Below are 15,746 nucleotides of genomic sequence, written 5' to 3'. Positions count from 1 at the left end.
CATGTGACCCCGATCACTCTCCCCGACGTCCTCGAGGCGATGGCCGACGCCATCCCCGACCGCACCGCCGTGTTCACCATGGAGCACGCCTACAGCTTCGCCGAGATCGACGAGCGCGCCAGCCGGCTGGCGAACCACCTCATCGGCCAGGGCATCAAGCCCGGAGCCCACATCGCCGTGCACTCGCGCAACCGGATCGAGTGGGTCGACGCCTTCTACGGGTGCATGAAGGCACGAGCCGTGCCGATCAACATCAACCACAAGTACCTGCACGACGAGCTCGACCACCTCTACCGCACCTCGGACGCGGTCGCGGCGATCATCGGTCCCGAGCACGTCGAGGCGGTGGCAGCGCTGGGGCTCGGGATCCCGACGCTGGTCCTGGGTGAGGAGTACGACGCCGCGGTGGCCGCGGCCTCCAAGGACCGTCCGGACGTCGAGCGCAGCCCCGACGACCGCTACGTGATCTTCACCGGCGGGACCACCGGGATGCCGAAGGGCGTCGAGTGGCGCCAGGAGGACATCATCCGCGCCGCGATGAACGCGAGCCGGTTCGGCGCGCCCTTCGACACGGTGGAGCAGCTCGGCCAGGAGGCGGCGGCACAGGAGACACCGATGGTGCTGCTCGCCTGTGGCCCGATGATGCACGGCGGCAGCCAGTGGATCATGGGCAACGGCCACGTCGGCGGCTGCACGGTCGCGCTCTACACCGAGCCGACCTGGTCACCCGAGACGATCCTCGACCTCGTCCAGGCCGCCGGGGTCAACTCGCTCACCTTCCTCGGTGACGCGATGGGCCGCCCGGTCGCCGAGGCGATCCTGCGCGAGCCCGAACGCTGGGACCTGAGCGCGCTGTTCGCGGTCTCGAACGGCGCCGCACCGCTCTCCGCGGGAGTGCGCACCCAGCTCAGGGAGGCCCTGCCGGGCCGCTACATCCTCGACTCCTACGGCGCCTCCGAGTCCGGGGCGGCAGGCATGCAGGTCGACGAGGGCAACGAGGGAGAGCAGGCCGCGCCGAGGTTCCAGGTCGGGATCGACGTACAGGTCTTCGACACCGATCTGAAGCCGTGTGCACCGGGCGAGACCGGGATGCTCGCCCGTACCGGATCGATCCCGTTGGGCTACTACAACGACCCGGTCAAGACCGCGGCCACGTTCAAGGAGATCGACGGGCAGCGCTGGTCGATCCCGGGCGACTTCGCACGGCGCGAGGAGGACGGCTCGATCACCGTCCTGGGACGCGGCTCCGGCTGCATCAACACCGGCGGCGAGAAGGTCTTCCCCGAGGAGGTCGAGGCGGTCCTGCTGCGTCACGCCGACGTCTTCGACACCGCGGTCGTCGGCACCCCGCACGAGCGCTGGGGCCAGCAGGTCACCGCCCTCGTACAGCTCCGGGAAGGGGCTACGACCTCGACAGATGCACTTCGCGAGCACTGTCGCAGCCTGATCTCCGCCTACAAGGTGCCCAAGGACATCCTGCTCGTGGAGCGAGTCCCTCGCACGCCGGTGAGCAAGGTGGACTATCGTGCCAGCGCTACGGTCGCTGCCGAGCTGCTCGAGGCGCGTACGTGACGACCGGCTGATCCGACGTACGGTTCGGTGCCGTACGGCCCTACCCCTGGCCCTACCAAGGAAGGCGCATACGTCCCTGTGTCCGCCGTGATCCCCCTCACACTGCCCGACATCCTGGAAGCGATGGCCGATGCCATCCCCGACCGCCCAGCAGTCATCACCACCGAGCGCGCCTACACGTACGCCGAGATCGACGAGCGTGCCTCGCGCCTGGCCAACCACCTGCTGAGCATCGGCCTGGAGCCGGGCGCCCAGGTCGCCGTCCACGCGACCAACCGGATCGAATGGGTCGACGCCCTCTACGGGTGCCTCAAGGCCCGCACGATCCCGGTCAACATCAACCACGCCTACCGGCGCGACGAGCTCGCCCGGACGTACGCCGCCACCGACTGCGTCGCGGCCATCGTCTCGCCCGAGTTCACCGCCGACCTCGACGAGCTCGACCTGAAGCTGGAGCACCGGGTCGTCCTCGGGCCCGACTACGACGCCAAGGTCGCCGCTGCGTCCAAGGAACGGCCGACGGTCGGACGCACCCCGGGCGACTGGCACATCATCTTCACCACCGGCACCACGGGCACACCGAAGGGTGCGGTCTGGCGCCAGGAGGACCTGATCTGGGCTGCACTGAACACGGTCCGCCACAACGCGCCGATCCCGTCGGTCGCAGGGCTCGCCGCCGAGGCGGCCGCCCGGGCCTCGGGCGTGGTCCTGCTCGCCGGCGGGCCGCTGCTGCACGGGCAGAGCCAGCTGCTGCTCCTGCGGGCCCTCGTCGCCGGCGGCACCGCGGTGCTCGACACCTCTCCGACGTTCTCGGCAGAGGCTTTCCTCGATCTCGCCGAGAAGACCGGCGCAACCGCGATCACGCTCCTCGGCGACGCCCAGGCGCGACCCGTCGCCGCCGCGCGCCTGACCGGAAAGAAGCGCTGGCCGCTGCGCTCGCTCGCAGGGGTCTCCAACACCGCCGCGCCTCTCTCCGACGGGGTGCTCTCCGTCCTGCGCAACGCATTCGCCCGCCGGGTCATCGTCGACTCCTACGGCACCCTGGAGACCGGCGTCACCGGGTCCCGGGCCGACGACGGGTCGCCTCTCGCGCCCGGCGAGGCTCGGTTCATGGTCGGTCCGGAGGTGCAGGTCTTCAACCCGGACCTCACCCCGGCAGCCCCCGGGGTCGAGGGCCTGCTGGCCCGCTCGGGTCCGGCGGCCCTCGGCTACTACAACGACAACGCCCGCTCGGCCACCGCGATCAAGGTGATCGACAACCGGCGCTGGACCTTCCCGGGCGACCTCGCCCGCCGCGAGGAGGACGGCTCGATCTCCTTGCTCGGCCGAGCCGCGACGCTCGTACGGACCGGCGACCTCCAGATCCACCCCGAGACCATCGAAGGCGTGCTCCTCGCCCACGACGACGTCGTCGACGCGGCCGTCTTCGGCATGCCGCACCCGCGCTGGGGCCAGCAGGTCGCAGCCCTGGTGCAGCTGGCTCCTTCGGTCGAGACCACCGCCGCCGACCTGCGCAAGCACGCCCGCGACATGCTCGGCGAGTCGTACGAGCCCAAGCTCGTCCTGCTGGTCGAGTCGGTGCCGCGTACGCCTGCGGGGACCGTGGACTATCGCGCCGCCACCGGCCTCACCGCCGACCTGCTCAGCACCGGCGGGCTCAGCAATGACGGAAAGACCCCGGACGACGCGGCCACCGAAAAGTAGCCGAGTCGGCGCGTTATGACGAGCCGACTCGACCGGTGTTCGGGTCAGGATCCGGAGGCTCGGTCGCCTCTGGCGGGAGCTCGGGCAGGTGGTGCCCGAACGGGACCTGCTGGACCTGACCGAGGGCAGCGAGGACAGAGGGCAGCATCGCCTTGGCGGTGCGCTTGTAGCCCATCGCGCTGGGGTGGAAGTGGTCGATGGCGAACATCTCGTCAGGGTTGGTGATGAAGAACGGACCGACGACCTCGGAGAGAGATACGACGTGGGCGCCGCGAGCCAACGCGGTCTCCCGCTGTCCCTCGGCCAGCTGCTTCGCGATCCGGCGCCCGAGCGAGCGCAGCGGCTGCGGCAACGGGCGGACGGCGCCCACGTCGGGGCAGGTCCCGACGACCACCTGAGCGCCACGCTCCCACAGCGCGTCGATGACCTCGCCGAGGACGCGCGTGGAGTCCTTCTGCGGCACTCGGTGGGTGACGTCGTTGCCGCCCACGATGACGACCGCGACGTCGGGTCGGTAGCCCTTCGGCAGCGACTCGACCTGCGCCGGGACCATCGAGGTCTCGGCCCCGACCACCGCAGCCGTACGCAGCCGCACCGGCCTCAGCAGCGCCTTCGCGATGCCCTTGGCCAGCCGGGCGCCGAGGGTGCCGCCCTTGGTCTCCGCGCCCAGCCCGGCGGCGATCGAGTCGCCGAGGACGAGCAGTTCCACCGGCGTACCGCCGTAGCTCTTCTTGTAGACCTTGTCGGCATCGATGGCCTCCTCGCCGAGGGGCTTGCCGATCACGTCGCGCGCGTGCGCGGCCTGTCTCTTCAGCAGCGTCACGAACCCGGCCCCCGCCGCCGCCCCGACCACACCGACCGCCCCTGCGACCCCGGCGGTGGCGGCGACCATCCCGAGCCACCTGGCCTCTTCACTCGTCTTCGCGGTGCTCACGTTTCCTATCTGTAGCGCACGGACGTGAACACGAATCTTCACGTGTGCGCCCTACGCCCGGAGGGGCGGTGAGCGTTGCATAGTGGTCCGGTGGTCGTGACTCGGGTTCAGGTGATCGTCGCTGCCGTCATGCTGGCCGTCGGAGCCGCTCTGGTCCTGTGGACGGTGGTCGGCGACCACGGGATCCGCTGGGGCGTGTTCGGTAGCGTGCTGATCGGCTTCGCCGCCGTCGAGGCGTACGTCGCGACGCTCGACGAGCAGCAGCGCGCGCCGATCCGCGGCTGGCTCTACCTGCTGACACCGCTCCTCAGCGGCGGGATCTTCGCCGCAGCCCTCGTCCAGGAGCGCCCCGACCCGGTTCCCGGTGACATCGCCGCCCGCGGTGGTTCGGCGGTCGGGTTCTACGGTGGTGGTGCGCTCACCTGGAGCTGGGACGGGCTCATCAGGACCACAGACAGCGATGCTCGCACCCTCGGCGGGGACGGCAGCTTCTTCGATCCGCCGGTGCTGGCCACCGAGGAGGTCGTGATCGACGGTCGCGGCGAGATCGTACGCGCCTTCGACCCGGTGACCGGGGCGGAACGATGGTCGCGGCGGATCTCTCACCTCGACGCGTTCCGACGCTATGACGACCTGCTCGTCTACGACAGCAACGGCCACACCGCCGCACTGGAGATCGCCACCGGTGAGGATCGTTGGCGACGGCCGGGTGGGCCGTCGTTGGCCAACGGCGGGCTGATCGTCACCGGAACCGATTCTTGGTGGGACTTCAACTTCACTTCAGGGACACCCGGGCTCATCGAGCAGGACCGCTATGTCGGGATCCGCGACCAGACGACCTACCGACGCCTGGCGATCGTCGAGGTCGCCACCGGCAAGGTCGTACGCACCGAGTCGATCGCCTTCCAGGCGGATCCGTTCGCGCTTGCCGGCGACTTCCTCTACACCGCCGACGCCGACGCCGACGCCGACGGCGCACGGGCCACCTCGCTGGTCGCCGACGGACCGTCCCGAGCGGTCGTGATGCACCCCCACGACAACTCCGACGACCCTCAGGAACCGGACCGGCTCTTCGAGTCGCGCTACCCCGGCTTCCTCGGCGCCATGCCGGACGGCTGGAGATTCCCGCCGAAGACCGACGTCACCATCGACCGCAACGTCACCGGCTTCCCGGTGTTCCCGGTGGTCTCCGCCTCGGGCGACCAGGCCGCGTGGTTCACGGGTTCCTCACGCGTGGTCGGGATCGAGGATGCGTACGACGAGCTCCTCGCCTACGCCTACGACACCGGCATCTATCTCCAGCTCGTCGCGGATCACGACGCCGTCGGCACTCGGGTGCATCGGCTCGATGTGGTGCGCGGTCGCACGGTGACCAGCTACATGGTCGATCTGGAGCCGGACGCCGAACCGACGCTGTCGGTGCGCGACGGCTTGGCATGCGTCGTCGGCGAGTGCCGCCGAGTGCCCGGGTGAAGCACCGCTATGACAGAGGGTCCGGCCTCGTGAATGATTCACAAGGCCGGACCCTCTGTCGTAGGCGTCAGGCCTGGGAGAGCCCGGCTTCCTCGAAGGCGTCGTAGTTGGGGGCGATGGTGGCGCGGGGGCCGACGATGCCGCTGATCGCGTCGAGGGTCTTGAGGCCGTGGCCGGTGTTGATGATCACCGTCTCCAGGCTCGGGTCGAGCGCGCCGGTCTCGACGAGCTTCTTGGTGACCGCGAGAGTGGTGCCGCCGGCGGTCTCGGTGAAGATGCCCTCGGTGCGGGCCAGGAGCACGATCGCGGAGCGGATCTCGTCGTCAGTGACCTCCTCGACCGCGCCACCGGAGGAGCGGGTGGCGTCGAGGACGTAGATGCCGTCGGCCGGGTTGCCGATGGCCAGCGACTTGGCGATCGTGTCCGGCTTGACCGGGCGGATGGCGTCGACGCCGGCCTTGAACGCAGTCGCGACCGGGTTGCAGCCGGTCGCCTGGGCACCGAAGATCCGGTAGGGCTTCTCCTCGACCAGACCGAGCTTGATCAGCTCCTTGAAGGCCTTGTCGACCTTGGTCAGCTGGGAGCCGGAGGCCACCGGGATGACGATCTGGTCGGGCAGGCGCCAGCCGAGCTGCTCGGCGATCTCGAAGCCGAGCGTCTTGGAGCCCTCGGCGTAGAAGGGACGTACGTTGACGTTCACGAACGCCCAGCCGTCCTCCTCCGAGGCGATCTCCTGAGCGAGCTTGTTGACGTCGTCGTAGTTGCCGTCGACGGCGATCAGGTTGTCGGTGAAGACCGCGGAGTTGACCTGCTTGGGCTGCTCGAGGTTGCTGGGGATGAAGACGACGGTGGGGATCCCGGCACGGGCGCCGGCGGCCGAGACCGCGTTGGCCAGGTTGCCGGTGCTCGGGCAGGCGAAGACCTTGGCGTCGAACTCACGGGCGGCACTCAGTGCGCACGCGACGACGCGGTCCTTGAACGAGTTGGTCGGGTTGGTCGAGTCGTCCTTCACCCAGATCTTCTCGATGCCGAGCTCCCTGGCGAGGTTCTTCGCCTCCAAGAGCCGGGTGAAGCCGGGCTCGGTGTTGGGGCTCTGCTCGATGTCGTCGGGCACCGGCAGCAGCGCCTTGTAGCGCCAGATGTTGCGGGGTCCGGCCTCGATCTCCTCGCGGGTCACGGCCGGGAAGTCATAGGCCACCTCCAGTGGCCCGAAACACTCCGGACACGCGTAGTGCGGTCCGAGCTCGATCTGGTGGCCGCACTCGCGGCAGGACAGTGCCGAGGCGTTCCCGAACGCACCCTCGCGCAGACCCTTCTTCTCCGTGGTCGTGCCGTTGGGCTCCGATGTCACAGCGCTCATGAGAAACCTCCTCCTCATCTTCCCCGATCACGTCTCTCGCGCCGGGCCGGAATTAGCACCTGCTCCGCTACCCGCCCAGGCTTGGGAGGAGGCTCGCGGTCGGTTGCCGGGACTTCACTGGGCCGTTCCCTCAGTCCCTCTCGATGAGCAGTAGCGATCGTACGGCAGGTATCCGCTGCCAAACACACCCGGGTTCCATTCCGCGGACCAGTCGTCCACCATATGGACAATCGGGGTTCATCGAGCGCGGAGGCGGCGCAGCATCCGGGCGTCGTCGAAGCCGACCGCACGGGCGGCCGCCTCCATGGTGGTGCCCGCGGTCAGCAAATGATCGGCCCGTTCGCGGCGGAGAGCCTGTTGGTAGCGGAGCGGGGTGAGGCCGGTCGCAGCTACGAAGGCGCGGGTCAGGGTGCGTTCACTCACCCCCGCGCCGTCCGCCAGCGCGGAGAGCGGAAGCGGCTCGGCGAACCGGGCATCGATGACGTCCTGCACGTGGTGCACGGTGTCGTCGAGATGGTTCCGGTGGCGCAGCAGGACGCTCTCCTGCGGCTGGTCGCCGTTGCGCCGCGCGTAGACGACCATGTCGCGGGCGACTCGAGCCGCCAGCGCCGGTCCGTGGCGCACCGCGAGGAGATGCAGGCTCAGGTCGATGCCGCTGGCGATGCCCGCCGACGTCACGATCCGGTCATCACTGGTGAAGAGCACGTCCCGCACCACCCGGGCTTTCGGGTAGCGCCGGGACAGCGCGTCCTGGAGATCGTGATGGGTGGTGCAGAGACGTCCGTCGAGGAGGCCCGCCTGCCCGAGGGCGTCGGCGCCGGCGCAGACGCTGGCCACCTCGCCCCCGGCGGAGTGATGGGCACGCAGCCGCTCGGCGGTCTCGCGGCTGAGCCGGGGGCCGGCGACGAGGTCGTACGCCGCTCGCCAGCCCGGCACGACGAGCAGGTCATCGGGGTCGAGATCGGGCCATTCCCCGGTGACGGCCAGCGGCAGACCCTGCGCGGAGAGCACTTCTCCCGGCTCGGCGCCCGCGACGTACACGAGGTCGTAGGGGTGCCCCAGGCTGCGCGCCGTGTGGAACGCCTGTGCCGGCCCGGCGAGGTCGAGCAGATGTACGCCGGGCAGCAGCACGAACACGACGGCGCTCATGTTGCAGATGCTGCCACAGCCTCCATCTCGGCGATCGTCGCGATCTCGGCGAACCGGCCGCTGAGCACGAGCTTCGTACGCTCCACGACCTCATCGGCCGACAGCCCGCCCAGCGGCTCGGTGGTGACCGCGTCGGCGACGTAGGTGACCCGGTAACCGAGGTCGGAGCCGACCCGAGCGGTGGTCTCGACGCACTGCTCGGCGCGGATCCCGCACACCACGAGCTCGGTGACCCCTCGCTCGGTCAGCACCTGCTGCAGGTTGGTCGTGGTGAAGGCGTTGTGGGCGGTCTTGCGCACCTCGACATCACCCGGCTCCGGGCCGCTGAGACCGTCGAGATAGCGCACGTGACCCGACTCCGGGTCGAAGACGCCGCCGCTGCCGGGCTCGGTGTGGAGCACCCAGACCACCAGGTCGCCCGCGGCGCGGGCGAGGCTCACCAGCCGGTCGGCGCGCTCGGCGATGTCGGGGTGGAGGGTCTGCTGCCAGGACTCCCACTGCCGGAAGGACTCCTGGATGTCGATGACGAGAAGGGCGCGATTACTCATGCCCCCAGTGTGCGAGCTGCCCGCTCGGCGCACGAGGCATCAAGCGGGCAGCATCCGGAACGATCCGGTCAGGCAGCGGCAACCGTGCTCTGCGTGGGGGCCTCTGCCTCGGCGGGCGCGAGGGCGCCGCGTACGACATCCCTGACATCGCTCACCAGGTTGATCTTCAGGGCCTGCTTCACGTCGTCGGGCACCTCGTCCAGGTCGGGCTCGTTGCGCTGGGGCACGAAGACCTCGGTCAGACCGGCTCGCTGGGCGGCGAGCAGCTTCTGCTTGAGGCCGCCGATGGGCAGCACTCGCCCGGAGAGCGAGACCTCACCGGTCATCCCGACCTCGCTGCGCACCGGGCGACCCGTCGCGAGAGAGGTGAGCGCGGTGACCATCGTGATGCCGGCGCTCGGGCCGTCCTTGGGGACCGCACCCGCGGGCACGTGGACGTGGAGCGAGCGGTCGAGCACGGCCGGGTCGACGCCCAGCTCGTCGGCGTGCGAGCGGACGAAGGAGAGCGCGATCTGCGCGGACTCCTTCATCACCTCGCCGAGCTGGCCGGTGATGTTCAGTCCCGCCTGCCCCTCGGCCGAGGACGCCTCGATGAAGAGCACGTCCCCACCGAGCCCGGTGACGGCCAGTCCGGTGGCCACCCCCGGGACAGAGGTACGCTCCGCCGACTCCGGTGTGAACCGGGGCCGTCCGACCAGGTCCTTGAGGTTGTCCAGGCCGATCTCGACGTGCTCGGCTCCGGTGGCCAGCCGCATCGCCGCCTTGCGCAGCGCCTTGGCGAGGAGCCGCTCGAGCTGGCGTACGCCCGCCTCGCGGGTGTAGTTCGCGGCCAGCTCACGCAGGGCGTCATCAGTGACCGTGGCCTCCTCGGAGGTCACCGCGGCCCGCTCGAGCTGCCGGGGCAGCAGGAAGTCGCGTGCGATGGCGACCTTGTCGTCCTCGGTGTAGCCGTCGATCGTGACCAGCTCCATCCGGTCCAGCAGCGCGCTCGGGATCTGCTCCACGACGTTGGCCGTGGCGATGAACAGGACGTCGGAGAGGTCCAGGTCGAGCTCGAGGTAGTGGTCGCGGAAGGTGTGGTTCTGCGCCGGGTCGAGCACCTCCAGCAGCGCGGCTGCCGGGTCACCCCGATAGTCCGAGCCGACCTTGTCGACCTCGTCCAGGAGCACGACCGGGTTCATCGATCCGGCCTCCTTGATGGCCCGCACGATCCGGCCCGGCAGCGCGCCGACGTAGGTGCGCCGGTGGCCACGGATCTCGGCCTCGTCGCGGACACCACCCAGTGCGACCCGGACGAACTTGCGTCCGAGCGAACGCGCCACCGACTCACCCAAGGACGTCTTGCCGACTCCTGGCGGACCGGCGAGCAGCACCACGGCACCGGAGCCACGGCCACCGATCACCTGCAGGCCCCGCTCGGCACGTCGGGTCCGCACCGCCAGGTACTCAACGATCCGGTCCTTGACCTCCTCGAGGCCGTGGTGGTCGGCGTCGAGCACCTCACGAGCCGCGACCACGTCGGCCGAGTCCTCGGTCCGCACCGACCACGGCAGCTCCAGCACCGTGTCCAGCCAGGTGCGGATCCAAGCGGTCTCGGGGTTCTGCTCGGAACCACGCTCGAGCTTGTCGACCTCGCGCAGCGCGGCCTCGCGTACGGCCTCGGGAAGGTCGGCGGCCTCGACGCGGGCCCGGTAGTCGTCCGACCCCTCGGGCTCGCCCTCGCCGAGCTCCTTGCGGATCGCGGCGAGCTGCTGGCGCAGCAGGAACTCCCGCTGCGTCTTCTCCATGCCCTCGCGTACGTCCTCGGCGATCTTGTCGCTGACCTCGGACTCCGCGATGTACTCCTTCGCCCAGGCGATCACCTTCTCGAGACGCTCGGTGACGTCCGGCGTCTCGAGCAGCTCGCGCTTGGCCTCGTCGTCGAGGTAGGGCGCGTAGCCGGCGGTGTCGGCGATCTCGGACGGCTCGGTGAGCCGGTTGACCTGGTCGATGACCGGCCACGCCTCGCGGCGCTGGAGCACCGCGACGACCAGCCGCTTGTACTCCTCGGCCAGCTCCTTCGCGTGCTCCGTCGTCGTCTCGACCGCCGGCTCGACCTCGACCCACAGCGCAGCGCCGGGTCCGGTGACGCCGGAGCCGATCTTGGCGCGGCCGACGGCCCTCAGCACCGCCGCGGGCTCACCGCCCCGGAACCGGCCGACGCGCTCGATCGTGGCGACGGCACCGTACGTCGCATACCGGTCCCCCAGCCGCGGCGCGACCAGCAGCCGGCTCTCCGAGCCGGCCCTGGCAGCGTCGATGGCGGCCTGCGCAGCCTCGTCGAGCTCGATCGGCACCACCATCCCCGGCAGCACCACAGCGTCGGAGACGAACAGCACAGGAAGCTTGTCCATTGCGGACCCTCCTAGAAAGTTGAGTGATACCGGCTCAACTTCCGAGTGCAACCGGATGTTCCCTCCGGTTACCGGTGTTCGCTGTGAGCGGACAACGGCTGCTGTAACACGCTGTTACACCCACTTTCCGGTCGCTCAGAACGACCGGATAGTGCCACGAACGACGTGTTACACAGCCGCCGCGTCGCGCGTCAGCTCACGCAGCAGCCCCAGCACACCCTCCGGCCCGTCGACCTCGACATCCGCAAGATCCGCGAGCGGGCCGCGGTCGGGGCCGGCGTGGGAGTAGACGAGAAGAGTCGGCGATCCGGTCGTCTTGCCCCACGCCTTGATGGCCTCGAAAGCCTCGATGTCCCCCAGGTCGTCGCCGCCGAACAGGATCGCGCCGGGCGAGACCTCGTCGACCAGCGTGGAGATCGCGCGACCCTTGTGCATTCCGGGGGCGCGTACCTCGATGACCTGCTTGCCGGGCTCGATCATCAGCCCGTGCTCGGCCGCCAACGACGTCAGTGGCGCGAGCAGGCGCTCGGCGAGACCGTCAGGGTCGGGGAACCGGCGAGTGTGCACCCCGACGGCAAGACCCTTCTCCTCGATGTAGGCGCCCTGCGCTCCGTGGGCGGAGAGCACCTCCGGCAGCGCCGACTCGAAGGTGGCCAGCCCCTCGGGTGGGGGCGGGCCGACGACGACGCGGTCCGAGCCGCTCCAGCGTTCGTTGCCGTACTGCCCGAAGACGTAGAGCTCCTTGCCCATCTCCGCGAGCGCATCGGCGATCGCAGCCAGCCCGCCGAGCTCGACGACCTGCCCGGCGGGGCGGCCCGTCACGATGGCCAGTGCCTTGACCCGGGAGGCGAGCGCGATCAGGACAGACGCCGCGTCCTCATGGATCCGTGCAGCAGCAGGGTCCTCGACGATCGGAGAGAGCGTCCCGTCGAAGTCGAGCCCGACGAGTGTCTCGGCGCCGGCGGCCACGACCGCGGCGTACTTCTGGTCACCTGCGGTGCCCTCAGGCTGGAGTTCGGCCATGCCTCAACTGTGACACGACAACGACCTCGGAGCCGACCGGGCAGGGGGTCCGTGCGCCAGATCACACACCGTCGGGAACGGCCGGGAACCCTCAGAGAGCACCGGTCAGGACGACCGTCAGCCGGTCACCCTTCATCGAACCATCCACCGACAGATGCGTACGTTTGATGCCGAGGTCGTCGGCCAGCTGCTGACCCTCTCGCTTCATCTCGGGAGGGTAGTAGACGGTGTTCTCCGGGACGGAGCCCATCCAGTTGTCCTCACCGACGACGTTCCAACCGACCGTGGTCGCCTTCGCCCCGACATCGCTGGCTAGGCCTCCGATGTTGGACTGGTTGTAGACCTCGACGCTGACCTTGGCGCGGTCGACGGGCGAGGGCTCGGCCTTGGCCGGCTTCTTCTCCTCGGTCTCGACAGCCTTCGGCTTCACCGAAGCCGACGACGAGGCCGAGGCACGGCCACCCGCCTGGGCGATCTCCTCGCCCTGGTTGTCGTCTCCGCCGGTGACCCAGAAGACGATCACGGCAGCGACGACGGCCACCACGCTCAGCGCGATGACCGGTGCGGGGAGCGCGACGCCACGCTCACCCTTCGCAGGACGCCCGCTAGTCATTCAGACCTCGAAACCGAGCCGTCTCGCCGAGCGCTGACGCTGCCGGGCTGCACGGAGCCGTCGCAGGCGGCGCACCAGCAGAGGGTCTGCCTCGAGAGCCTCCGGCTTGTCGATCAGGGCGTTGAGCACCTGGTAGTAGCGAGTGGCCGACATGTTGAACGCCTCGCGCACGGCAGCCTCCTTGGCGCCGGCGTACTTCCACCACTGGCGCTCGAAATCAAGGATCTGCTTGTCGCGATCGCTGAGGCTCGCGGGGTCCTCGCCTGGGCCTGTGACCTGCACGTTGACAGCGCTCATTCCTCGTCCCCCGGTGTCGTCTGCGTCTGACGACAGAGTAACCCGCCGAACTACACCGCTGTGGTTCACCCTTCGGCGTGTTACTCGACAGGTATTGCGTCGAGGGGCCGGAAGTCGGGAGTGGAACGACAGCACGCCGAACCTGGGTCCGGTCCACTAGAGTCGGAGATGTGCAGGCTGACCTGGTAATCGTGGCCAATCGGCTCCCCGTCGATCGAGTGGAGATGCCGGACGGCACGAAGGCGTGGCGACGCTCTCCCGGAGGTCTGGTCAGCGCCCTCGAACCCGTCCTGCGCGCCAACGAAGGTGTCTGGATCGGCTGGCCCGGCGGCACGGACGAGGATCTCGAGCCCTTCGAGGACGACGGCCTCCATCTGCTGCCGATGACGATGACCGCCGAGGACATCGAGGAGCACTACGAGGGCTTCTCCAACGGCACTCTGTGGCCGCTCTACCACGACGTCGTCGCCAAGCCGGAGTTCCATCGCGAGTGGTGGGACGGCTACCAGCGCGTCAACAAGAGGTTCGCCGAGAAGTGCGCCGAGGTGGCCGCCAAGGGTGCGACCGTGTGGGTGCAGGACTACCAGCTCCAGCTGGTGCCGCAGATGCTGCGCGACCTCCGCCCCGACCTGCGCATCGGCTTCTACCTGCACATCCCGTTCCCACCTGCCGAGCTCTTCCAGCAGGTCCCCTGGCGGCGGCAGCTGCTCGAGGGTCTGCTCGGTGCCGACCTCGTCGGCTTCCAGCTTCCCCAGGCGGCACAGAACTTCGTACGTCTGGTGCGTCAGCGGGTCGGCCACAAGACCCACCGCGACCTGGTCTACCTCCCCGACGGCCGCACCGTCCACGCAGCCGCCTTCCCGATCTCGATCGACTTCGTCGGCTTCGACGAGATGGCCCATGACGAGGCCATCAACCAGCGCGCCAAGGAGATCCGCCAGCAGCTCGGCGACCCGAGGAAGATCCTGCTCGGCGTCGATCGCCTCGACTACACCAAGGGCATCTACGCCCGTCTGCGCGCCTACGGCGAGATGCTCCGCGACACCGAGCTCGACGTCGAGGACGCGATCTTCGTCCAGGTGGCGGTGCCCTCGCGCGAGCGCGTCGAGCAGTACCGCAAGCTCCGCGACGACATCGACCGGCTCGTCGGCCGCCTCAACGGCGATCTGGGCCGCATCGGCCGCCCGGCGATCTCCTACCTCCACACCTCGCTGCCGCGAAACGAGATGGCCGCGCTCTACCGAGCCGCCGACATCATGGTCGTGACTCCCTACCGCGACGGCATGAACCTGGTCGCGAAGGAGTACGTCGCCTGCCGCTACGACAACGACGGCGCCCTCGTCCTCTCCGAGTTCGCCGGCGCAGCCGAGGAGCTCCGCCAGGCCTGGCTGGTGAACCCCTACGACATCAACGGGATGAAGGCCGCACTGCTGGAGGCCTACTCGGCCGAGCCGAAGGAGCTCACCCGTCGGATGCGGGCGATGCGCAAGCAGGTCGCCTCCAAGGACGTACGCCACTGGGCCGACACCTTCCTCGAGGTGCTCGGCGCGGTGCAGAGCAGCCACACCAAGAACGTCCTTCCGCCCAACGGCAACTAGCTCCCGCCGGGCCACTAGAGTCGAGGCCGTGACCACCAACTCTGCTCCGATCAGGTGGGGAATCCTCGGCACCGGCCGGATCGCCCACTCCCTAGCCACCGATCTGATGCTCGTCCCCGACGGCCAACTCGTGGCGGTCGGATCGCGAAGCAAGGAGTCCGCCGAGACGTTCGCGGAGGTGTACGCCGCCGAGGGCCCGGTCCGCGCGCACGGCTCCTACGAGGAGCTCGCCGCCGACGAGGACGTCGACGTCGTCTACATCGCCTCGCCCCACTCCCATCACCTCGAGCACGCCACCCTGGTGCTCGAAGCAGGCAAGCACGTCCTGTGCGAGAAGGCACTGACGCTCAACGCGGCCGACTCGCAGACGATGGTCGACCTGGCCGTCTCCAAGAAGCTGTTCCTCATGGAGGCCATGTGGATGGCGACCAACCCGATCATCCGGCGCCTCGTCGCCGACGTGCAGTCGGGCCGCTTCGGGGTCCCCCGTCACGTGCACGCCGAGCTCGGCTTCGTCGCCGACCCCGACAAGCACCAGCGTCTGCTCGACCCCGCGCTCGGCGCGAGTGCGCTGCTCGACATGGGCATCTACCCGCTCACCTTCGCCCACCTGCTCTTCGGCGAGGCCCGCGCGCTGACCGCACAGGCCAACATCGGGACGGGCGCCGACGGCGGCACCTTCGACCTCGACCTGGTGATGACCGGGAAGTACGCCAACAACGAGCTCTCCACGATGGTCGCCTCGGTCACCTCCTACTCCTCCCGTTCGGCCGCCATCGCCACCGACCAGGGCCGGATCGAGCTGACCGACTTCCACCACCCGTCCTCGGCGGTATTCAAGCCCGCCGACGGTGGCGAGCCCGTCGAGATCGTCGGCGACGAGCCCGTCATCGGCGCTGCGTACGGCAACGAGATCGTCGAGGTGCAGCGCTGCCTGCGCGAGGGGCTCCTGGAGTCCCCGCTGGTCCCGCACAGCCAGACGCTCAGCCTGATGCGCCAGATGGACATGATCCGCGAGTCCGTCGGCGCCAAGTACGCCACCGAATCCTGACGAGACGTCACCCCGGTCGGCCGAGACGTCA

13 protein-coding genes and 1 riboswitch are annotated in these 15,746 nt (G+C 69.4%); of the genes, 5 read left to right on the top strand and 8 right to left on the bottom strand.

Annotated features, from left to right (window positions below; genetic code table 11):
• Window positions 1-3: 3 nt before the first annotated feature.
• Together IEY84_RS25110 and IEY84_RS25105 are read left to right on the top strand one after the other, a co-directional pair.
• Window positions 4-1,572, top strand: a complete 1,569-nt coding sequence (locus tag IEY84_RS25110) for an AMP-binding protein (protein WP_183550129.1) — start codon at window positions 4-6, stop codon at window positions 1,570-1,572.
• Between the two features lie 87 nt (window positions 1,573-1,659).
• Window positions 1,660-3,276, top strand: coding sequence for an AMP-binding protein (locus IEY84_RS25105; protein ID WP_183550133.1), 1,617 nt, complete (start codon window positions 1,660-1,662; stop codon window positions 3,274-3,276).
• Between the two features lie 13 nt (window positions 3,277-3,289).
• On the opposite strand, the gene IEY84_RS25100 is transcribed toward IEY84_RS25105, so the two are convergent.
• Window positions 3,290-4,210, bottom strand: a complete 921-nt coding sequence (locus IEY84_RS25100) for an SGNH/GDSL hydrolase family protein (protein ID WP_229788993.1) — start codon at window positions 4,208-4,210, stop codon at window positions 3,290-3,292.
• Window positions 4,211-4,300: 90 nt separating this feature from the next.
• Here IEY84_RS25100 and IEY84_RS25095 point away from each other — a divergent pair, with 90 nt between their 5' ends.
• Window positions 4,301-5,683, top strand: coding sequence for a PQQ-binding-like beta-propeller repeat protein (locus IEY84_RS25095; RefSeq protein ID WP_183550136.1), 1,383 nt, complete (start codon window positions 4,301-4,303; stop codon window positions 5,681-5,683).
• Between the two features lie 67 nt (window positions 5,684-5,750).
• Here the strand turns inward: IEY84_RS25095 and thrC are convergent, their stop codons facing one another.
• The 7 genes from thrC to IEY84_RS25060 form a co-directional block, all read right to left on the bottom strand.
• Entirely contained in the window at window positions 5,751-7,043 is a 1,293-nt protein-coding gene (gene thrC, locus IEY84_RS25090) for a threonine synthase (protein ID WP_183550139.1), read from the bottom strand.
• Between the two features lie 11 nt (window positions 7,044-7,054).
• Window positions 7,055-7,193: riboswitch (SAM riboswitch) on the bottom strand.
• A gap of 87 nt (window positions 7,194-7,280) precedes the next feature.
• Window positions 7,281-8,192 (bottom strand): GlxA family transcriptional regulator, encoded by a 912-nt coding sequence (locus tag IEY84_RS25085; protein WP_183550142.1) that lies wholly within the window; start codon window positions 8,190-8,192, stop codon window positions 7,281-7,283.
• Complete coding sequence (locus tag IEY84_RS25080) at window positions 8,189-8,740, bottom strand: isochorismatase family protein (protein ID WP_183550145.1); 552 nt, start codon at window positions 8,738-8,740, stop codon at window positions 8,189-8,191. Before IEY84_RS25080 ends, IEY84_RS25085 begins: the two co-directional genes overlap by 4 nt.
• A 68-nt stretch (window positions 8,741-8,808) precedes the next feature.
• Window positions 8,809-11,133 (bottom strand): endopeptidase La, encoded by a 2,325-nt coding sequence (gene lon, locus IEY84_RS25075; RefSeq protein ID WP_183550148.1) that lies wholly within the window; start codon window positions 11,131-11,133, stop codon window positions 8,809-8,811.
• A gap of 168 nt (window positions 11,134-11,301) precedes the next feature.
• Window positions 11,302-12,156 (bottom strand): trehalose-phosphatase, encoded by an 855-nt coding sequence (otsB, locus tag IEY84_RS25070; RefSeq protein WP_183550166.1) that lies wholly within the window; start codon window positions 12,154-12,156, stop codon window positions 11,302-11,304.
• A gap of 91 nt (window positions 12,157-12,247) precedes the next feature.
• On the bottom strand, window positions 12,248-12,769 hold the full coding sequence (locus IEY84_RS25065) for a LytR C-terminal domain-containing protein (protein ID WP_183550169.1): 522 nt from the start codon (window positions 12,767-12,769) through the stop codon (window positions 12,248-12,250).
• A complete protein-coding gene (locus tag IEY84_RS25060; RefSeq protein ID WP_183550172.1) occupies window positions 12,770-13,066 on the bottom strand; it encodes a DUF3263 domain-containing protein in 297 nt (98 codons plus the stop codon).
• Window positions 13,067-13,236: 170 nt separating this feature from the next.
• On the opposite strand from IEY84_RS25060, the gene IEY84_RS25055 reads away from it, so the two are divergent.
• Together IEY84_RS25055 and IEY84_RS25050 are read left to right on the top strand one after the other, a co-directional pair.
• On the top strand, window positions 13,237-14,664 hold the full coding sequence (locus tag IEY84_RS25055) for an alpha,alpha-trehalose-phosphate synthase (UDP-forming) (protein WP_229788991.1): 1,428 nt from the start codon (window positions 13,237-13,239) through the stop codon (window positions 14,662-14,664).
• 28 nt (window positions 14,665-14,692) lie between these two features.
• Window positions 14,693-15,715 (top strand): Gfo/Idh/MocA family protein, encoded by a 1,023-nt coding sequence (locus tag IEY84_RS25050; protein WP_183550175.1) that lies wholly within the window; start codon window positions 14,693-14,695, stop codon window positions 15,713-15,715.
• The last annotated feature ends 31 nt before the right edge of the window (window positions 15,716-15,746 follow it).

The sequence above is a fragment of the Nocardioides albus genome (assembly GCF_014648255.1).
GTDB lineage: Bacteria > Actinomycetota > Actinomycetes > Propionibacteriales > Nocardioidaceae > Nocardioides > Nocardioides albus.
This window is presented reverse-complemented; position numbering and strand designations above follow the sequence as displayed.